We start from the raw sequence: 19,161 nt of genomic DNA, 5'->3' as shown, positions 1-19,161 counted from the left end.
CGCCTGCTGGGAGGAATATCGCCCCTCCTCGGTACACGGCAGGCTCTTCACTCACAAAGCGGCTTGCAGGCGCCTGTTTACGTTCTTGAGTCTAGCGATATTTTCCCAACGGGACAAGACACTAGATGCGTAAGGAGCCGCCGTTGCACGGCCGCGCAGCGGCAAACTCTCTGGCCCGCCCATTGCGTCATCTACCCCAGGCCCAAGACCGGCACCCGCCGGTATGTCGCAGGAGGGAGCAAGCATGACACTCTTGAATTCGTTGTTGATCTGGCCCGACAGGCCATTACCTTCTCTACTGGTCCTACTCGTCATTGCGATGCCATTCATGTATGCGGCACGCCATCCGGTCCACGCATTGGTGCGCCGTCTATTCCGCGCCTTCGAGAACCCCCTCAGACTGGCATCGCGTTGGTTGTTCGATGTTGCCAACCGCCTGCGTACGCGAAACCGCGAGGTGCTATTCGCTCACGGAGGGCGTGAAGCGAAGCTGGTCATCGACCGTGAATTCGAGCGCGTGACCCTCCTGGTGCAACGGGATCTTGAGGGTTACCCGGCGCTGCAAAGAAAGATCATGGATGAGATCACGCGCATCGAGGAGGATTACAAGAAGAGCGGCGAAGTGCCGCCTCCGCCGCCGGAGTGGGTGACGGCGATACAAGCGATCGCGGCCATCAAGGCGACGGGCGACGGCGTCGTGGAAGACATTCTGGCGGCCATTCGCGACCCCCTGGACAAAATATACAACCGCGTGGTCGCCGAGTATCGCGCCGGTTATCAGGAACGTCATGGCCTGCTAAAACGAGCATTGCCGTCTTGGCGCTCCCTCGGCCAGACCATGAGCCAGGTCGAACGCGGCATTACCGGCCTGCACCAAAGCGCGGTGAAAATCGATTCGACCGTGCAAAAGCCCGAAGGAATTTTTTCTCGGGGCGCCAAAACCGAGGATTCGCTAACCGCTTCGGCCTCGGCACAATTCTTCATCTCCTGCCCGGTCATGCTAGTAGCCATCGGGGGTGCTTACGTCAACTATAAGCTGATCTCGCTTCCCATGTCGGCGATGGTGGGCGGCGGCGACTACATCACGGAAACGCTATCGGCCGCCCAGGTCTCTTCCATGGTCATCATCTTGTTCGAGACATTGATGGGTTTGTTCCTGATGGAAACCATGCGCTTTACGAATCTGTTTCCCTTGGGCAATCTCACCGAGAAAATGCGCCGCCGCATGATGTGGGCATCGCTGAGCATTCTGCTGGTGCTTGCGGGTTTTGAAGTAGCGCTGGCCATTATGCGCGATACGATCATCGCCTCCGACGTTGCCCTCAAGCAATCCCTCGCGGACGCCACCACCGCCGCGGCGAGTTCCGGATGGGTAACGCGCATCCCAACCTTCGGACAAATGGTTCTGGGATTTACCTTGCCCTTCGCCCTGGCCTTCGTGGCGATACCCTTGGAGCACTTCGTGAATACAGGCCGGATCGTGCTGGGAGCCCTACTGGTCATGGCGGTGCGCGGCGGGGCCATCTCGCTTCGTGTCGCCGCGAGTCTGGTGAGAGAGGCGGGCAAGATACTCGTGGTGGCCTACGACGTATGCATTTTCGCCCCGCTCGCCGTGGAGCGCTGGGTCGCGAAGGCCTGGGATCACACACCCGAGTTGGACAAGGCGAGCGGCCAGGGGGCGGCATGAAGAAGAGCACGTGGTCATTCATGCTCGTTGCGGCGCTTGCCTGGTTCGCCGCGGGCTGCGGCCCGCAAGCCAGCCACAGCCAAGCCATCTATATGCTGGTTGACACGTCGGGGACTTACGCGAAGGAAGTGGGCAAGGCTGAGCTTGTGATTCGGTACATCCTGGGCAACTTGAACCCGGGCGACACATTCGCCGTGGGCAGGGTGAAGAGCCGGAGCTTCAGCGAGAAAGACATCGTGGCGAAGGTCAGCCTAAGCAAGGATCCCCTGCAAGCCAACGCGCAGAAGAAAGCGTTTAGCGAGCAGATCGCGAAATTTTCCAAGGCAACCTCTGGTAATCAAGGCAGCCGATACACGGACATCACCGGGGGTGTCTTGCAAGCCGCGGAATTTTTGAACGAGGCTGGCGCCAGGCGAAAAACCATCGTGATCTTCTCCGATATGCAAGAGGATCTCGACCAACAGACGGTGCGCGATTTCCCCATCAAGCTCAATGGCATCGGTCTGGTGGCTCTCAACGTAACCAAGCTCTCCGCCGACAACATGGACCCGCGCCGCTATCTCGAACGTATCGAGCGCTGGGAGCGCAAGGCGCGCACCGCTGGCGCGACCGACTGGCGCGTAGTCAACGATATGGAGCATCTGGAACGGGTCTTCGAGAAGCGCGGATAAACGGACCCGTTATCTTCACCACTTAGGGCGCGCCGCTTCTGGCTCGATTGTTTCTACCGGTAGAAGACGTGTTTGCCGATACGAGCGATGGGGCGCTTGCCCTTTGCCCAACTTGGCTTGATGTAGACCGCATGATAGTGCAGCGCGCCCTTGAGCATCGGCGGCACCTTCCCGTGGTACATGGTTTCGGCGATCATGGTGGATTGCCGCCATGCCTCGCCTTCGGGCCGGGGCACGCTGTCGAATTCAGTCCACGAGAAAGCCCCCACGTAACGTTCGCGCAGCGGATCCCAATTCTTTTCATAGACGACTTCGCATACGGTATCCGCGAACCGGCCGGAGTTCACGCGGTTCATCGTGACCTCCGCGACGGCATATTGGCCAACCAGTGGCTCTCCGCGCGCCTCGTGGTACACATTGAGTGCGAGGCAGGCCATATCGCGCTTATGTGACTCCTCGGTCACGACGGACCGCGTGAATAAGGCGAGGGCGCCAAAGCACAAGACGAGGACGCCAACAACGACCATGGGGAGTTTGTCCATAAACTGCCAGCGAAACCGTAGGCCGGTCCACCAGCCTCCCATGCGGCGGCTCCTGCGAGCCGGACGCCTTTGAATCAAGCCCTTCAATAACATTCGCTTGGTGTAACCATGGCAATCGCCGTGCCGGCGCGTTGGCGCATACCAAACGCACGAACTACGCCTAAAGGAACAGGTTTTCTATTACAAAATTTTCGAGAACTTCTCGCGAAGAATGTTCTTCTGCACCTTGCCCATGGCATTGCGCGGCAGGTCTTCAACGATGTGAATCCGCTTTGGCGTTTTGTAACTGGCAAGCTGTGCCTTGACCTGCGCAATGACCTCTCGCTCCGTTAGCCGTGCCTCTTTCTGCAATACCAGAACCGCGGTAACTGCCTCTCCAAAATCGGGATGAGGGACGCCGATTACCGCGCTCTCCAAAACTCCCGGTAATGCATCGAGCACCAGTTCGACCTCCTTCGGATACACGTTGTATCCCCCGCTGATGATGAGGTCCTTGGCGCGGCCCACGATGGACAAATAGCCTTGCTCGTCAAACATCCCGACATCGCCTGTCTTAAACCATCCATCGGCGATGAACTCTTCCTTGGTCTTCTCCGGCATCCTCCAATAGCCTGCGAATACGTTGTCGCCTTTGATCTGTATCGCACCCGCCTCGCCGCGTCTCACGGGATGATCGTTCTCACCTGCAACTCGCACTTCATTCCCGGGCAAAGGCAATCCAACGGTTCCGCCCGCGCGAATACCTTGCAATGGATTGGAAGTGATCATTCCGGCTTCCGACATGCCGTATCGCTCGAGAATACGATGGCCGGTGCGTGCTTCGAATTCCGAGAAAGTATCCAATAACAAAGGAGCGGAGCCCGAGATGAAGAGCCGCATGTTGCGCACGGCCTCGCGGCCGAAGCCGGGCTCGGCCAACAGCCGCGTATAGAAAGTGGGAACGCCCATCAATACACTCGCATTGGGCAGGGCCGCGAGGACGGCTTTGGGATCGAACTTACGGTGCCAGAGAATCTTGGCGCCCGAAACCAGCGCCGTGTGGTTGGCCACGAATAAGCCGTGGATATGGAAAATGGGTAACGCATGCACCAGCACATCGCGGCGGCTGAAAGCCCAGTAATCCACGAGAACACGAGTGTTGGACGACAAGTTGCGGTGCGTGATCATGGCACCCTTGGAGCGGCCCGTCGTTCCGGAGGTGTAGATGATCACCGCGATATCGTCCGCCGCCACTGCCGCGGCCGGCGCTTCGCTGTTAACGCCAACCAAGGCCTCCTGCAAGGATCCCGCGCCCTCTTCGTCCAGCGTCAATACCTTGGTGTCCGCCAAGGATTCGATTTCCGCTTTCGAGTGCGGCGAGCAGATCACCAGTTTTGGTTGCGCATCGCCAAGGAAATGCTCCAACTCCGCGCGCCGGTAGGCTGTGTTGAGCGGGACGTAGATCACGCCCAAACGCAGGCACGCAAGATAGAAGAGCAGCGATTGCACTGATTTGTCCGCTTGCACGACCACACGGTCACCGCGCCCGGCCCCAAGCTGGGCTAACAGGGCAGCGTAGCGCCCGCTGCCCGCCAACAAATCGTGGCCCCGGTATTGGATACCTTCCTGCGTTTCGATGATTACGCGGTCAGGATGGCCGCGGTGCGCGGCCTCAATCAAAGAGAAAAAATTGTCGCTCATGATGATGAGTATTCTTCCAAACGAGAGTCCAGTACGCCTTCCGCGATTCCAAGGTCGATCAACTCGCCCACGGAAGAGGCCCCGTCCACTGCTCTGCCGAGAATGCTGTCCACGGCGGCCGAACCCAGAACTTCCACGCGCGCGCTGGACAACACCGATACTCGCTCCACGGCGGCGGCGAATACCACATAGACGGCGCCCGAAGCACCCCCCGTAATCCACAGAACGGTTTTGTGTCCCCGTGCCGCGAGACCGCTAATGGCTACGGAAAGGTGTACGAGGTACTCGGCGAGAATCGCTTTCTCGTCGGCAATTTTCGCGGCGTGGCCACTGGCGTCCAGGAGCAGTATGACGGGACTGCCTGGGTGCGACTGCGCTACCTCTTGCAGAATACCCGCAAGCTGCCAAGCGTCGGCCGCACCGAAATCGCCACCCGTGAGGAAACCGCAAAACACCGCTTTACGCGAGGCCGGTGCCGGCAAGGACAATACGATATTTCCGCGCTGGGCCGGGGTGTACGACGGCGGAAGTAATGCTTGCAGTTTGTACCGGGAATCCGGTGCGTCCGGCGCCACGCCTAATCGCGCCCCCAACATAACGTGCGCGGACCGCCAGTCATTGGGGGGCTTCAAGTCCGCAAGCCAGCGCCCCATGGCCATTCTTGGGTCGTCGTGCATCTGCGCGTGCTGGTCGGATTGCAGACGGGCGCTCGCACCCAGCAATGCGGACACGCTCGCATGATCGGTGGAATCGAACACGTCGCGGCCTTCCACCCCTTCGATGATGGCGGGACCGGACGTGGACAATCGCGTGACCGGTGAGTAGATGCGATGGCCGGCCAACATGGCCAACAGACTCGCCCCTCCATAGCAGCCCCGCCCCAGCACGGCGAGAATAGGAATGTCCTCCGCCTTCGCAAGCAAAGCTTCCCGGTAGAACCGCCGAAACGCGGCGAGAGCAGGTAGACCCTCATCCACCTTCGCCCCCGAACAATCGAGCAACCAAACCATCGGCACGCGCCGCCCGCGTGCTTGCCCGATGACCCACGACAGCGCTTTCCCATCCGCCACACCGATGGCGCCGCGTGCATGGCCAGGATCGGTAGCAAAGAAAAGAAGTGGCTGGCCATTCAAGCGGCCCTGTCCGCACAAAGCCTTTGCGCCGCTTACGGTTTCGTATTCGGCACCATCGAATATCCGCGAAATCTTGTCCGCGATATCGCTGGCCGTCACAGCTTGCACCATCCTTCGATGATGCTCTCGAACACCGCCGTGGCTTGATGCACGCGCTCCATGACGCAGTATTCATCTGTTTGGTGAGCCATCTGCGGCTCGCCGGGACCGAGAATCAAGGTGGGCGGGCCGCCTAGTGCCGGGGTCAAGGCGGCGGCGTCAGTGAAGTAGGTGGCCGTGCGCGGCCGCGGGCGTTCGCCCAAGATGGGTTGCATGATGTCGTAGACGGACTGCACCCATTCGTGCTCGGGAGGCGTGTAGATGCTCTCCAGATCCATCATGACTTCCAACGAAACGTCACGCCCCAATTGCCCGGTGAGTTGCCGGAGAAGCTCCGCATGAAGAGTCCCCGGAACCGTTCGTATATCGATGGCCACGCTGGCCTCATCGGGCACCGAATTGATATTGAGACCCCCGTGGAAGCTTCCGACGTTCAGCGTCGATTGCCCCATCAGATCATGGGGAGGCGTGTTGAAACGAAAATTCTCCAAGGCCGTGACCGCGCGCGCCGCTTTATACACGGCGTTCACGCCACGTTCCGGCATGGAACCGTGGGCCGTCACGCCCTGCGCTGTCGCGCGCAACCAGAAGGCGCCCTTGTGGCCAACGAACGGGTAGTTGCTAGTGGGCTCGGCCACCACGATGGCACCCGCCACGCCAAGATGCTCGTCCGTGACCAACTTGAACGCTCCTTCGCATCCAGTCTCCTCGGCCGCCGTGATGATTAGGATCAAACCCGGCGTGGCGCGAAGATGGGGCGCCAATTTCGCGGCCGCCACGACAAAAGCCGCCACCCCCGACTTCATGTCGCTGCTGCCGCGGCCGAACAATCGTCCGCTGTCTGTCTCTCCGGCGAAGGGATCTTTCTTCCATTTCGCCGCACCCAGCGGGACCGTATCGATGTGACCCGTAAAACACAGCGGAGCACCCGCGCCGTTACCTATCCGAGCGACAAGATTGGAGCGTCCCTCGCCGATTCGGTGGTATCGAACACTAAATCCCGCCGCTTCCAATATGGTCCCCAGATGTCTGGCGCAGTCGTCTTCCTTGCCTGGGGGATTGATGGTGTTCATCTCCACGATTTCTCGCGTGAGTGCCAGTGCATCGAACCGGTTATTCATGAAATCTCCTCGTGTCCCCGCGCGCCAAAATAAGCCTGCCGCACTTCATCTTTCGCCTGGAGTTGTTCCGCGCTTCCAGATGCCGCGACGCGCCCCTGCGCCAGCACATATCCGTAATGAGCAATGGCCAAGGTCTGACGGACATTTTGCTCCACCAGCAAGACGGTCACGCCCATCCGATTGATGCGCTGAATGACGAAGAAATTCTCCTTCACCAAGAGCGGCGAGAGCCCGAGCGAGGGTTCGTCGATCAACAATAGCTTGGGTTGGGACATCAGACCCCGGCCGATGGAAAGCATGGCCTGCTCGCCACCGGAGAGGGTTCCGGCCAATTGGTGCTGGCGTTCTTGCAAACGCGGAAAGATGTCGAAGACCTTGCGCAAACGCTGGGCAACCAATGGAGCGCTTGCTTCCAGGTAGGCTCCCGCGCGCAAGTTCTCCTCGATGGTCATCTTGGGGAATACTCGCCGGCCCTCTGGGATACAAGCCACGCCACTGGCAATGATCGCGTGAGTGGGGGTCTCTCCGATATCCTTGCCGTTCAGTATCACCCGCCCTTCGCGAGCCGGCGTCAATCCAAGAATGACCCGAATCAGCGTGCTTTTCCCCGCTCCGTTGGAGCCCAGGATGCAGGTGATACGGCCTTCTTCCGCGCTCAGGGAAACCCCGGACAAGACATCGGCCTGATCGTAACCGGCAAATACATTTTCCAAGACAAGTAGTGCGGCCATGGTCAATCCGCTCCGAGGTAGGCCTGCTGCACGGTCGGATCCGCCGCCACTTGTGCATAGGTGCCCTCGCAGAGTTTCTCTCCGAAATTGAGCACGACGCAGCGTTGGGTAACGCGTCCAATGACCCCCATCTCGTGTTCGATGAGGATGATCGCGAGCCCTGGCGTGGTTTCGCGCACCAAGAGGATGTCATCCATCAACTCGCGTGTTTCTTCGTGCGTCATGCCCGCCGAGGGTTCATCGAGAAGTAGAAGTCTCGGCCGGCTGATGAGTGCACGGCACACTTCCACGCGGCGCCGGTCGATCATCCCCAGGGAACCGGCCGCGCCGAATAGACGTTCGGGCAACTTGTCGTTAAAGGACCGCAGCAACACCCGGGCGGCTTCGATGTTTGCTTCTATTTGCGCCGCCAGGGCGCGGCGTTGAAACAGATTGAACAGGAAGCCGCGCCGTAAATTGCGGTGATTGCCGATCATCAGATTGTCGAACACCGATAGCGAAAGACACAAACGCGAACGCTGAAAGGTGCGCGTAATGCCCGCCCCGTAGATTTGTTGCGGGGTACGGGCGGTGAGCGACTCCCCAGCGAACTCCACCTCGCCGCCAGCCAGGGGATAGAGCGCCGTGAGCGCATTGAAGAAGGTGGTCTTGCCCGAGCCGTTGGGGCCGATGAGGCCCAGGATCTCGCCTGCATCCACGGACAAGCTGAACTTGTTCAGCGCCGTCAAACCGCCAAAGCGCACCGTGAGATGGCGGCAAGCAAGCAGGCTCATGCTAATTTCCCCGGCGCGAACACGCGTAGACGCCGCGGTATCAAGCCATCTGGGCGAAAGCGCAGAATGAGCACCACCAGGACCGAGAATAACAAGATGCGGTATTCCTGGATGACCTGGAGTTTTTCCGGCAGTACGATGACCAGCGCCGCCGCCGGAATGATGCTCCACGGATTGCCCAGGCCGCCCAGGATGACGATGGAAACCAGAATCAGCGAATCGCTAAACGTGAAGTCCGCGGGCGCGATGAATCCTGTCATCATTGCATAGAGGGAACCCGCCAGACCCGCGAAGAAATTTCCGAAAGCGAAAGCCAGCACCTTCCACCGCCCCACCCCCACCCCGAACACCGATGCGGCGGTTTCGTCGATGCGCACCGCATCCAAGTACACCCCAATCCAGGAGCGCTCCAGGCGCTTTACCACGCAGAAGGCAACGACCAAGATCGCCAGCGCCAGCAGCGCGTAGTTGAAGTAGAAGGAAATCTCTCCGGCTTCGCCGTACTCGATGTTGTCATTGAAAGCATAGCCCGCGATACGCAATCCCGGTAATTTCAAGCCTTGCGGGCCGCCCAAGAGATCGTTGACCTCCAAGAAAGTCTTGAACAATATGCCGAAGGCGATCGTAATCAGGGCTGCGTAGTGCCCGCGTGTACGCAGCATGGGCAACGTAAGCACCGTCCCGGTGAGCGCGGCCATCGCGCCCCCGAGTAACAAAATCAGCAGGGGAGGGACGGCCGTGTGCTGCGAGAGGACCGCGGTGGCGTAAGCGCCCACTCCAAAGAAAGCCGCACCCGCGAAATTCACCACGCCGGCGTAGCCGAACTGGACGTTGAGGCCCAGGCAGGCGATGCAGAACAGCATCACCTTTACCAGCATGAGCAGCGCGAAATGGTCTCCATGAAACGCCGCCATCAAGGCAAGCGCCCCCGCTACGACCAGGGCATTCACTTGCGAGGGGCGGGCGGCATGGGTGGCCTCCAGCGTCTGAAGAACTCCCAACCGTCCAGCCGCGACGAGGACGAGGACCGCGGCGAGCACCACCGCAGCCACCGCCCATTGCTGTTCCACCGCAAGCATCAAGTAGCCGAGCCCGGCGAAGCTTGCGATCGCAACAACCGCGATAACCCTATTAGGATGCGCGGGGCTCATACGCGCTCCGCGCTGCGCTCGGCGATGAGCCCGGTGGGTTTCCATGCCATGATGAGAATGATGACGGCGAAAGCAAAAACATCCTTGTAGGCGCTCGCCACGGGCAGAAGTACGACACCAGCCGTTTGCAGCGCGGCGAAGAGAAAACCGCCGAGAATGGCGCCATAAATGTTTCCCAAGCCGCCCACGACCGCGGCGCTGAAGCCGATCACGCCGAGCAACAGCCCCATGCCGAAATTGATCTCGTTGTAGTACAGGCCGTTGGTGACGCCGGCCAGGGCCGCGAGCCCGGATCCGATGCAAAAAGTGACCAACACCGTGCGCTCGAAGTTGATGCCCATGAGCATCGCTGTCTCGCCATCCTGGGCCACGGCGCGAATGGCGAGCCCCAATTTGCTGCGCGTCATCACCAGTTGCACCAGCACGATGGCGCCCAAGCCAAGCACCAGAAGAAGAACGCTGTCGTAGCGCAGGGTAAAGGCCCCGAAGTTGGCGGATTCCGTGGGGAGTAAGCTAGGAAAGGGCTTTGGGTTCGAGCCGTTCGGGTATTGCGTGCGGACCAACTCGCGCAGGCCTGTACCCGCCATCAAGGTGATGAGTAACACGTTGAGCGGCGGTGCACCGCGCAGCGGTAGCACGAGATACTTCCCCAGAACCGCGCCCAGCAGGGCCATCAATAGCATGGGGATGAGGAGCACCGCGCCGAGTTGCACCAGCGGCGAATGCACTCCGGCCGCCTGCATGCCAATGTAGACCGTATATCCGCTGAAGGCGCCCGTCATGAGTACGTCGCCGTGGGAGAATTTGATGACGTCGAGGACACCGAAGAAAAGCGTGAAGCCCACAGCGACCAGGGCGTAGATCATCCCCAGCATCAAACCGTTGAAAACATATTGCGCGAGCAGGCCGGGATCCATTAGAGCCTCGGTAAAACCGGCTTAGCGTCCAAAGCAACCCTGGCCCCGGCGGCCATCACATTTGCTCGTACTTGCCTTCGCCTGCCTCCACGGCACTGCGCCCGCCGAGCTTGTCATACCAGGCACGCAGGCGCGCGCGGCCCGCCTTGAAACCTTCGATCAAGGGGCCGCGGTCGTAATTCATGATCACCATGAGGCTGTTGCGCGGCCTGTCTTGTGAGCTCATGGGCTTGACGCTGTGATAGCTCTTAGGGGTAACAGCGAATGAATAACCGGTGTTCGGAGCGAAACGCATGGCGCGCGCTTCGCGAAATCCTCCACTGGCATCCTTGTCGTGGAATACGGTTCCAAGATGAACTTGGGATTCATCGGCGGGTAGGTAGTATTGAATCGTTATGGCCTTGCGGGGCGAATCCGGGTGGATGGAAATCTTATAGCCGCCCAGATCGCGAAACAGCGTGATGTGGGGCTGGAATTTGATGGCGGCCCCGGCCCTGCCTGTCATGGATTCCAGAACCGGATTGAACTTCGCCCGCCACGCCTGCTCTACCTTGGGCGCATTCAAACCCGCGACGATTTCCTTCCAGAATGTACGCTGGGCAGGTGGCAGCCTGTCGATATTGGCGGCCAGCAAGGGAAACTGTAGGCGGGCACTACGACCGCCGGCCATGATGGCATCGCTGTGTTTGAGTTCCCGGTAGTAATGATCCTGGGGAAGCATGGCCAATAACTCCGCGTAGGCCTCGGGAGGAAAAATTTCCTCCAGCGCCATATGATCGAAAGGCGCATGCTCAAGGCGCGTACGGTCTATCACCGCGGCCAAATGATCGCCGATCTCCTTGGAGGTAATCATCTAGCGTTCTCGGCGATCACCGCGTCCAAAATATCGCGTGGCGAACGGTACATCCGCACACGGCGTTGTTCTTCCAATCCCGAGGCAAGCTTGCGAAACGGCCGGATAAATGGATAACGGCTAAAGACGTGGCGCAACGTCGTATGGCCACGCAAGATAGCGGCAACGCGTGCGTAGTTGCCAGGAATCGCCCATGAAGAAGAGGTAGCGGGGGAAACCTGGGTCTTGCGCCAAACCACCATGATGTTGCCGCCATCCGCGGAAGTAAACCGGCTTACCACCGTGAAGCCAGCGCGCTCGCCGGTTTTCTCCAGGGCAGGTAAATTGAAGTGATACAGATGACCGCGATGAAACTGGGTGTGGGGTTGCTGGCACACGGCCTCGGCATTGGGTACCTCGACGACAATAAGCCCTTCGGGCCGCAGCCAGCCGTGCACGTTTCGTAGCGCATCGAAGGGGCTTTCCAGATGTTCAACCATATGGAACATGGTGACCACATCTTGCGACGCCGGCTCCACGGGGCAGTCCTGGTGGAACCCTCGCCGCACGGGTAGCCCGAGAACTTCGGCGGCGTAACGCGCATATCCCTCATTGGGCTCGAAGCCCGCGGCGTCGTACCCCATGGCCCGTAAAACATAGACCACCTCGCCGCCTCCGGCGCCCACGTCCAGAACACGCATGCCCGTCTTGAGGACGTTGCGTAGCCGCTGGTAACGTTCCACGGCCACTTTACCCGAGCGGTAGGTGTGCTTGGGTTTGGGCTGGTAAGTGCCTTTGAAGCCCAGGCGGTATTCCTGCGCATAAAACTCGCGCACTTGCTCGGGTGCGGGCCGCGGATCCGTCCACACCAATCCGCACTGCCTGCAAATCACCGAGCGCAGATGCGCGCCGTGGCGGTCCTTGGTGCGAATCTGCTCGGCATCCACCGACCCGCACAGATTGCAGGGAATGGTGCAAGGAGCGGGCATATTCATATTGGGAGCATCACGTACCGATACGGGGGAAAATGGTGGCCGCGAATTTTACTCCCGCACTCGGCGTCAATCGTCTTCACGCTTTCCGGACCCCTCCAGTTCCTGCAAGCGTAAAGCTTTATCGAAGAACTCCGTGTAGCAGCTTATGGTGATATCGCAGGAGATGGTCACCCCGGCGTGCTCGCCTTCCCAGGCATAGACACGGTGCCGCGTGTGCACGCTTTGCGGCGGGCCATGGCGCTGCGTGAGGTGCGCGACGATGCGGTTGAAATCGTTGGTGCCCACGCTAAGAAACGTGCCGGCAACGAAGCGGCCCTTGTGAAAGTAGTAGCTAATGCGGCGCACTTCGATCCCGGCGAAATAGGGGCGGTCCGATACGCGCCGGTAGTACCCCGAATTTTCATCTTCGGTGATGACCTTCAGACTGGCGCGGTACGTCTCGATGGGCGCGCCCCACTCCATTCCGAGAAAATCGCGCGGCTCGTTCTGCATGGCATGACCCAACAACGGGCAAAAGACTAGAGCCCAAAGCATGATCCGGTGCATTCTCGTTTCCTTTGTGTTCCTGTTAGAAAGCAAAAGTATCACACGAGTTTGCCGCTCACGGCCCTGGATGGAAATCAAACTGTCCAGCAAAGCGTAGGGAGCCCTCGCGGGTCAAGTGGGTGGTATCCGCGTAAAGCAGTTGTCCGTCCTTCTTGGCGTAGCAGTAAAGCGCGTCGCACAGAATGGGGTAGGTATCGAAAATCTTCACGCCAGGAAACGCCCGCGCGGAACTGTACAAAATGTCCCGGTATGACTGGGTGGCGTTATCCACCCAGCTTCGCTCAACGGCACAGGTGGGTTTGGCCGGCTGCGCCGAGAATGGGCGCGCCATGAGGCAGTTGCGCGGATGAAAATTGAGCGGCGGATTATCGGTGAGCATCACCACGTATTTTCCCGCTTCCACGAACTTCGCCAGAGTCGCATGCAGGCCCGCCCGCAAGACGGTGTTGTTGTCCGCCGCGGGGAGATTCGGATGCGATAGGGTCACGCCCCGCGCGCTATTCATGTATCCGGTGCCATTGAAGGCGATCACTACGGTGCGCACGGCACTGTTCGCGGCGATTTCATCGATGGCTGGAGTAACCGAATCCTGGCAGGTTCCGCCTGGCCCGCCCTCGTTACGGACACCGTGGAGCGGAGCGCAACCGCCATGGGAGTACACGCGCACGCCATCGCCGTGCTTTTTCGCATACGCATACAGACCCACGGAAAAATGATTGGCATGACTATCGCCGAGAATGGCCATGGTGGCGTTCCGGCTGGCGGCGTGCTCTTCGGGTGTCATGGTTGCGATCTGTGGCGCGCGCGGAAGGCGGTCTTCGAAGCCGTGCACATTCTTGGTGTATTTTCCCAGCGCACCCGCAATCGCCATGGATGCGATCAAACCTGTAAGCACAGGTACCGATGCATTGCGCCGGATGGGTCGCTCGAGCATTCGGTAGGAAAACACGGCGAGCAGCAACGCTACTCCCACGGCGCTTAGTAACTGCCACGCCGCTGGGGGCTGTGGTTCCGTGATGCGCAAGAAGGCAAGGAGCGGGTAATGCCACAAATACCATGCGTAGCTCACCAGACCTAAGGCCACGAGCGGCGGCCAGGACAAGAGGCGGCGGTTAAATCCCGCGCGCGGGCCGGCTGCAATGAGTAGGCAGGTTCCCGCGACAGGAAGTAACGCGAATGGCCCAGGAAAAACGCTTTGGCGTTGGACAAAAAAGAAGCCGCAAGCCACCAACACCGCGCCCAGCAAGGACCACGATTGCGCATATCCCAGACGATGCCACCCGCTCAAGCGCGCCAATCGCGAGGGAAAATCCTCGCCGGGTTTCAGGTGGTGCGCGCCCTGCGCCAACAACGCCCCGGCCAGCAACTCCCAGAACCGGCTCCACGGTAGGAAGTACGCCGCCGTCTTGGTGTTGAGGCTCATCCAGCAAGACGTCACGAAGGAGAGTACGAGGAGCGCAAGGAGGATCCGGCCGAAGGAGACACGCAAGCGCGCAAGTGCCATGAGCATCAACGGAAAAATGAGATAGAACTGCTCTTCCACACTCAGCGACCACAGATGCAACAGCGGTTTTAGCAACGCGTCCGTATCGAAATAGCCCGCTTCGCGGTTGAGCACGAAATTGGCGATGAATACCGCGCTGGCGCCTATGTGTTTGCCAAGCTGGCTGTATTCATCCGATAGTAACGACACCCAGCCCGCGGCCCAGCAGGTGAGCAGAACAAAAACCAATGCGGGAAAGATCCTGCGGATGCGCCTTGCGTAGAAATTCGCCAGGCTGAAACCATCCGCCTGCATGGCGCCGAGAATCAGCGAGTGGATGAGGTAACCGGAGATGACGAAAAACACGTCGACTCCGGTGAATCCACCAGGGATCCATTGGCTCTCTACGTGATAGAACACCACGCCCAGAACAGCGATGGCGCGCAGCCCGTCGATGTCCGCGCGGTACACCGTCCGCGCGTACGCGGGAGGCGAAGCGTTCAACGGACGCAGTGCGTCATGAATTCTCCAACGCCACGGCCAACCCTCGTAGCGCGGGTGTTTGCGCCACGATCACGTAGGTGGGGACTTGCGCCACATAGCTGGAGAAGCGTCCTTTATGCTCGAAGCGCGAGCGGAAAGCGGAGCGATCGAAATAATCCCCCAACTTAGGCACGATGCCCCCGCCGATGTAGGCGGCGGCACGAGCACCCAGGCACACGACGAGATTGGCGGCAGCCGTGCCCAAGCCCGCGCAGAAAATTTCCAGTGTTTCGGCGCATTGCGGATCTTCGCCTCGCAGCCCCGTTTGGCTTATCTGCTCTGGCGAGTAATTGCGCGGCACGACGTGGGCGAGCTCGCACAACGCCAGGTAGATGTTCAACAATCCCGGGCCGCTCAATAGCCGCTCCGCCGACACATGACCGTAGCGCTGGCGCAGCACCCGCAAGACATCGTCTTCGCGCTCGCTTCATGGCGCTAAACGCCACGTGCCCGCCTTCGCCTTCAAGGGGAATCCAGCGATCACCCTGGGGAATGAGGGCGGATACTCCCAAGCCCGTACCGGCTCCCAACAATGCGATGGGCCTTCCAGGTACTCCCTCGCCGCGCCCCACCTTGCGAACCTCGTCCGCCTGCAATTTCGGCAACGAAAGCGCCAGGGCAGTGAAGTCGTTGAGAACGAGAAGACGGTTGAGCCTCAGACGGCGGCGCGCTTGCTCAATGGAAAATGCCCAGGGGCTATTGGTGAGCTTGACGAGATCGCCAGTAACCGCGGTGGCCACGTCCATGGCCGCCTCGGTAATGGGCGGACTTCGGACCTGGTCTAGGTAATACTCAACCGCATCCTCCAAACCGCGATAGCCCGCGCATTGAAGAACGAGTTCGTCTTGGGGGGTGCCGCTACCCTCGGGCAATAGCGCCAAACGGACATTGGTGCCCCCGATGTCCGCGAGCAAGCGCATGGGATCTAGACGTGCAGGACGCCCTTGGTTTTCGCCACCACGTTCTCGGTGGTAAAACCAAAGTACTTGAACAAGTCCGAGGCTGGGGCGGATTCGCCGAAGCGGTCCATGCCTACCACGGCCCCTTCGAGCCCCACGTACTTACGCCAGTAGTCGGTGACTCCTGCTTCAATGGCCACGCGCGGCAAGCCAGCCGGGAGAACCGCCGCTTTGTAGGCGGCGTCCTGTGCATCGAATACAGAAGTGCACGGCATGGAGACCACGCGCACGGCCACCCCTTCCGCGGCGAGGGCTTTCTGGGCGGCGAGCGCCAATGCAACCTCGGACCCCGTCGCGATCAATACGGCCTTGGGAGTCTGCGCGTCCGCCAGCACGTATGCACCCTTGCGGATGCCCTTCAGCTGCGCACTATCGCGAGCGACATGGGGAAGATTCTGGCGTGATAGCAATAATGCTGAAGGCCCCTTGCGCCGTTCCACCGCCGCCGTCCAGGCGGCGGCCGTTTCGGTGGCATCGCAAGGACGCCAGACATCCATATTAGGAATCAAGCGCAAACTCGCCGCATGTTCCACGGCCTGGTGGGTGGGTCCATCCTCGCCCAAGCCGATCGAATCGTGAGTGAACACGTAGATGCCTCGCAACCCCATCAACGCCGCCATGCGCAACGCATTGCGCGCATAGTCCGAGAACACCAGGAAGGTACCGCCGTAGGGTATGAAGCCCCCATGCAGCGCCAAGCCGTTCATCACGGCGCACATGCCGAATTCGCGTACGCCATAGAAAAGATAGTTGCCGCCAGCCTCCTTCATCACACCCTTGGAACCTGCCCACAAGGTGAGATTGGAGGCCGCTAGATCGGCCGAACCACCCATGAGTTCCGGGAGCACCGGCCCAAGAGTTTCCAAGGTATTTTGCGAGGCCTTACGCGTGGCTACAGTCTCTGCCTTGTCGTTGGTCTTGGCGAGCAACTGAGCAGCGTGATCGCGCCACTGGGCGGGCAACTCGCCCTTCACGCGCCGCTCGAATTCGGCAGCTTCAGCCGGGTAGTTTTTTTTGTATTTCGAGAATACCTCGCTCCAGGCGCCCTGCACCCTGGCGCCGCGCTCTCTTGCATTCCACCCAGCATAGATATCTTTCGGGATCTCGAAAGGCGCGTGGGTCCAACCTAGCTTCTCGCGGGTGGCCGCCACTTCTTTCTCACCCAATGGCGAGCCGTGCGCAGCACCAGTGTTGGCTTTGTTGGGCGAGCCCTTGCCTAGGGTAGTGCGGCAGCAGATCAGCATTGGGCGCGAGCTTTCGCCCTTCGCTGCGGTAATGGCGGCATCCACCGCGGCGAAGTCGTGGCCGTCCACGTTGCGAATGACGTTCCAACCATAGGCTTCGAAGCGCTTGGGGGTATCGTCGGTGAACCACTGCGCCATACGGCCTTTTTCCGAGTCGATGGAGATGCCGTTGTCGTCGTAGAGCGCGATGAGCTTGTTCAACCCAAGCGTTCCGGCCAGCGAGCACACTTCGTGGGAAATACCTTCCATCAGACAACCATCGCCTAGAAACACGTAGGTGTGGTGATCCACGATCTTGCCATCTGGCTTATTGAAGGCGCGCGCCAGCTCTCGCTCCGCGATGGCCATGCCCACGGCGTTGGCAATTCCTTGGCCAAGCGGGCCCGTGGTGGTTTCCACGCCGGGGGCGAGGCCGTATTCCGGATGGCCCGGTGTCTTCGAGTGCAACTGGCGAAAGCGCTTGAGTTCGTCCATGGACAATTCGAAACCCGTCAGGTGCAACAGCCCGTAGAGCAACATGGATCCGTGGCCATTGGAGACCACGAAACGGTCGCGGCCAGGCCATTGCGGATCGGCCGGATTAAAGCGCAGATGGTGATTCCACAATACTTCGGCGATCTCGGCCATGCCCATGGGCATGCCTGGATGACCGGAGTTGGCTTTTTGCACGGCGTCCATCGCGAGCACGCGAAGTGCATTGGCTAATTCTTGGCGGGTGGCCATGGGATCGAATTCCTAAATGACTTCGGTACGAAGCGGCGAAAGCGGCGGATTATAGGGGATCGGCCTGCGGTCCCAACCGTGCTACTCCTTGCGCGAGATTTGAATTCCCAATTGTTTGAGCTTGCGGTAAAGATGCGTGCGCTCCAGCCCGGCGCGCTCGGCCACGCGGCTGATATTGGCCCCTTCGCGCGTCATGTGGTATTCGAAGTAGATCCGTTCGAAGGCTTCCCTCGCCTCGCGCAAATCCGTATCCAGGCCGACGGAAGCACTGCTCATGGGCGCATCCAAGCGCGCCAATGTGCTGTTGACATCGGATAGGGTGATCTCGTGGCTCAAGGCTAGTAGCGCCGCGCTCTTCACGACACTTTCCAACTGCGCGAGGTTACCCGGCCAATGAAACAACCGCAGCGCATTGAGGGCGGCGGTACTGAGCTGGCGCGCCGGGACTTCCCTTGATTCCACGTAACGGCTCAGAATCAAGCGCGCGAGTTCCGGAGTGTCCTCTGGGTGTTCGCGCAGACTGGGGATGCGCACACTCAAGGAGCTCAAGGCGCTATAGAGACGCGCATCGAAGAGCCCTTGGCTCACCAAGACGGCAAGGTCTTTTGAGGTCGTGGAGACGACGCGCGTATGGTAGCGGTCCAGCTTGCTGCATTGTTGTAGAAGATTGCGTTGCTGCTCCGCGTTCAAATTGCTGACTTCGTGCAAGAAGAGGGTTCCCTCCGCGGCCTGACCCACCAGATTGTTGGCGCTGTCGCCGAGGACGGAAAAATTTTCCGGCGCCACCCAAGGCGAGTTGGCGTTATGCAGAAATTTTGCGCAAAGGCTCTTACCGACACCGGGCTCGCCCGTGAACAATACGGGAAGCGGCAAATTGCGAATATTCTCGAGCCGGGTTCTTAGCTCTTGCAGCAAAGGCGAGCGGCCAAGGTAAGCCATGGACAACCCCGGCCGGCTGGTGGCTTGTCCCTGCCGCAACGCTTGTCCCACGGTGGTCAGAAGCTTTTGCAGGGCGATGGGTTTTTCCAGAAAAGCATAGGCGCCGATGCGGGTGGCTTCCACGGCCGTGTCGATGGTTCCGTGGCCGGACATCATGACCACCGGCATGGTGAGTTGCCCTGAAGTAGCCCACTCCTTCAGCAGCGTGATGCCATCGGTGTCCGGCATCCAGATGTCGAGCAGGACCAAGTCTGGCCGGGTGCGCATGCGCATGGTTCTGGCCTCCCCCGCGCTCTCCGCCAAGCGCACTTGATGCCCCTCGTCGTGCAAGATCTCCGAGAGTAGCTCCCGAATTCCGATCTCGTCATCCACCACTAATATTTGGCTCATTT

General features: G+C 60.0%; 16 protein-coding genes and 1 pseudogene. 2 read left to right on the top strand and 15 right to left on the bottom strand.

The window, feature by feature from the left end; genetic code table 11:
* Positions 1 to 244 precede the first annotated feature (244 nt).
* Both EXR36_00135 and EXR36_00130 read left to right on the top strand, forming a co-directional pair.
* Positions 245 to 1,687, top strand: coding sequence for a hypothetical protein (locus EXR36_00135; GenBank protein MSQ58090.1), 1,443 nt, complete (start codon positions 245 to 247; stop codon positions 1,685 to 1,687).
* A gap of 20 nt (positions 1,688 to 1,707) precedes the next feature.
* Complete coding sequence (locus EXR36_00130) at positions 1,708 to 2,358, top strand: VWA domain-containing protein (GenBank protein ID MSQ58089.1); 651 nt, start codon at positions 1,708 to 1,710, stop codon at positions 2,356 to 2,358.
* A 53-nt stretch (positions 2,359 to 2,411) separates the two neighbouring features.
* On the opposite strand, the gene EXR36_00125 is transcribed toward EXR36_00130, so the two are convergent.
* From EXR36_00125 to EXR36_00055, 15 genes and pseudogenes are all read right to left on the bottom strand, one after another.
* Positions 2,412 to 2,993 (bottom strand): cell wall hydrolase, encoded by a 582-nt coding sequence (locus tag EXR36_00125; GenBank protein ID MSQ58088.1) that lies wholly within the window; start codon positions 2,991 to 2,993, stop codon positions 2,412 to 2,414.
* A gap of 87 nt (positions 2,994 to 3,080) precedes the next feature.
* The gene (locus EXR36_00120; protein MSQ58087.1) at positions 3,081 to 4,580 is read right to left on the bottom strand and encodes a malonyl-CoA synthase; all 1,500 of its coding nucleotides are present in this window, start codon (positions 4,578 to 4,580) and stop codon (positions 3,081 to 3,083) included.
* A complete protein-coding gene (locus EXR36_00115) occupies positions 4,577 to 5,824 on the bottom strand; it encodes a hypothetical protein (GenBank protein MSQ58086.1) in 1,248 nt (415 codons plus the stop codon). The genes EXR36_00120 and EXR36_00115 overlap by 4 nt, the downstream gene beginning before the upstream one ends.
* On the bottom strand, positions 5,809 to 6,933 hold the full coding sequence (locus EXR36_00110) for a M20 family peptidase (protein MSQ58085.1): 1,125 nt from the start codon (positions 6,931 to 6,933) through the stop codon (positions 5,809 to 5,811). The genes EXR36_00115 and EXR36_00110 overlap by 16 nt, the downstream gene beginning before the upstream one ends.
* Complete coding sequence (locus EXR36_00105) at positions 6,930 to 7,664, bottom strand: ABC transporter ATP-binding protein (protein ID MSQ58084.1); 735 nt, start codon at positions 7,662 to 7,664, stop codon at positions 6,930 to 6,932. The genes EXR36_00110 and EXR36_00105 overlap by 4 nt, the downstream gene beginning before the upstream one ends.
* 2 nt (positions 7,665 to 7,666) lie before the next feature.
* On the bottom strand, positions 7,667 to 8,443 hold the full coding sequence (locus EXR36_00100) for an ABC transporter ATP-binding protein (GenBank protein ID MSQ58083.1): 777 nt from the start codon (positions 8,441 to 8,443) through the stop codon (positions 7,667 to 7,669).
* Positions 8,434 to 9,588, bottom strand: a complete 1,155-nt coding sequence (locus tag EXR36_00095) for a branched-chain amino acid ABC transporter permease (GenBank protein MSQ58082.1) — start codon at positions 9,586 to 9,588, stop codon at positions 8,434 to 8,436. The genes EXR36_00100 and EXR36_00095 overlap by 10 nt, the downstream gene beginning before the upstream one ends.
* Entirely contained in the window at positions 9,585 to 10,505 is a 921-nt protein-coding gene (locus tag EXR36_00090; GenBank protein ID MSQ58081.1) for a branched-chain amino acid ABC transporter permease, read from the bottom strand. Before EXR36_00090 ends, EXR36_00095 begins: the two co-directional genes overlap by 4 nt.
* 55 nt (positions 10,506 to 10,560) lie before the next feature.
* The gene (locus tag EXR36_00085) at positions 10,561 to 11,358 is read right to left on the bottom strand and encodes a hypothetical protein (protein MSQ58080.1); all 798 of its coding nucleotides are present in this window, start codon (positions 11,356 to 11,358) and stop codon (positions 10,561 to 10,563) included.
* Positions 11,355 to 12,332 carry a class I SAM-dependent methyltransferase gene (locus EXR36_00080; protein ID MSQ58079.1) on the bottom strand — a complete coding sequence of 326 codons (978 nt, stop codon included), beginning with the start codon at positions 12,330 to 12,332 and terminating at the stop codon, positions 11,355 to 11,357. The genes EXR36_00085 and EXR36_00080 overlap by 4 nt, the downstream gene beginning before the upstream one ends.
* Positions 12,333 to 12,398: 66 nt before the next feature.
* The gene (locus EXR36_00075; GenBank protein MSQ58078.1) at positions 12,399 to 12,878 is read right to left on the bottom strand and encodes a hypothetical protein; all 480 of its coding nucleotides are present in this window, start codon (positions 12,876 to 12,878) and stop codon (positions 12,399 to 12,401) included.
* 55 nt (positions 12,879 to 12,933) lie between these two features.
* Positions 12,934 to 14,886, bottom strand: coding sequence for an acyltransferase (locus EXR36_00070; protein ID MSQ58077.1), 1,953 nt, complete (start codon positions 14,884 to 14,886; stop codon positions 12,934 to 12,936).
* Positions 14,879 to 15,824: pseudogene (gene glk, locus EXR36_00065) on the bottom strand (glucokinase). Before glk ends, EXR36_00070 begins: the two are co-directional and overlap by 8 nt.
* Before the next feature lie 5 nt (positions 15,825 to 15,829).
* Positions 15,830 to 17,830, bottom strand: coding sequence for a transketolase (tkt, locus tag EXR36_00060; protein MSQ58076.1), 2,001 nt, complete (start codon positions 17,828 to 17,830; stop codon positions 15,830 to 15,832).
* A gap of 81 nt (positions 17,831 to 17,911) precedes the next feature.
* Entirely contained in the window at positions 17,912 to 19,159 is a 1,248-nt protein-coding gene (locus tag EXR36_00055; protein ID MSQ58075.1) for a sigma-54-dependent Fis family transcriptional regulator, read from the bottom strand.
* Between the last annotated feature and the right edge of the window lie 2 nt (positions 19,160 to 19,161).

This window comes from Betaproteobacteria bacterium, from assembly GCA_009693245.1.
Classification (GTDB): Bacteria; Pseudomonadota; Gammaproteobacteria; order Burkholderiales; family SHXO01; genus SHXO01.
The sequence above is the reverse complement of the archived record's forward strand: the minus strand, read 5'-3'. Positions and strand labels throughout refer to the sequence as shown.

Bases quoted from the DNA above. Each gene is read 5' to 3' on its own strand.
- EXR36_00135 (MSQ58090.1), top strand. From the start codon at position 245: ATGACACTCTTGAATTCGTTGTTGATCTGGCCCGACAGGCCATTACCT.
- EXR36_00055 (MSQ58075.1), bottom strand. From the start codon at position 19,159: ATGAGCCAAATATTAGTGGTGGATGACGAGATCGGAATTCGGGAGCTA.
- EXR36_00125 (MSQ58088.1), bottom strand. From the start codon at position 2,993: ATGTTATTGAAGGGCTTGATTCAAAGGCGTCCGGCTCGCAGGAGCCGC.
- EXR36_00075 (MSQ58078.1), bottom strand. From the start codon at position 12,878: ATGCACCGGATCATGCTTTGGGCTCTAGTCTTTTGCCCGTTGTTGGGT.
- EXR36_00120 (MSQ58087.1), bottom strand. From the start codon at position 4,580: ATGAGCGACAATTTTTTCTCTTTGATTGAGGCCGCGCACCGCGGCCAT.
- EXR36_00110 (MSQ58085.1), bottom strand. From the start codon at position 6,933: ATGAATAACCGGTTCGATGCACTGGCACTCACGCGAGAAATCGTGGAG.
- EXR36_00115 (MSQ58086.1), bottom strand. From the start codon at position 5,824: ATGGTGCAAGCTGTGACGGCCAGCGATATCGCGGACAAGATTTCGCGG.
- EXR36_00095 (MSQ58082.1), bottom strand. From the start codon at position 9,588: ATGAGCCCCGCGCATCCTAATAGGGTTATCGCGGTTGTTGCGATCGCA.
- EXR36_00105 (MSQ58084.1), bottom strand. From the start codon at position 7,664: ATGGCCGCACTACTTGTCTTGGAAAATGTATTTGCCGGTTACGATCAG.
- EXR36_00090 (MSQ58081.1), bottom strand. From the start codon at position 10,505: ATGGATCCCGGCCTGCTCGCGCAATATGTTTTCAACGGTTTGATGCTG.
- EXR36_00085 (MSQ58080.1), bottom strand. From the start codon at position 11,358: ATGATTACCTCCAAGGAGATCGGCGATCATTTGGCCGCGGTGATAGAC.
- EXR36_00130 (MSQ58089.1), top strand. From the start codon at position 1,708: ATGCTCGTTGCGGCGCTTGCCTGGTTCGCCGCGGGCTGCGGCCCGCAA.
- tkt (MSQ58076.1), bottom strand. From the start codon at position 17,830: ATGGCCACCCGCCAAGAATTAGCCAATGCACTTCGCGTGCTCGCGATG.
- EXR36_00080 (MSQ58079.1), bottom strand. From the start codon at position 12,332: ATGAATATGCCCGCTCCTTGCACCATTCCCTGCAATCTGTGCGGGTCG.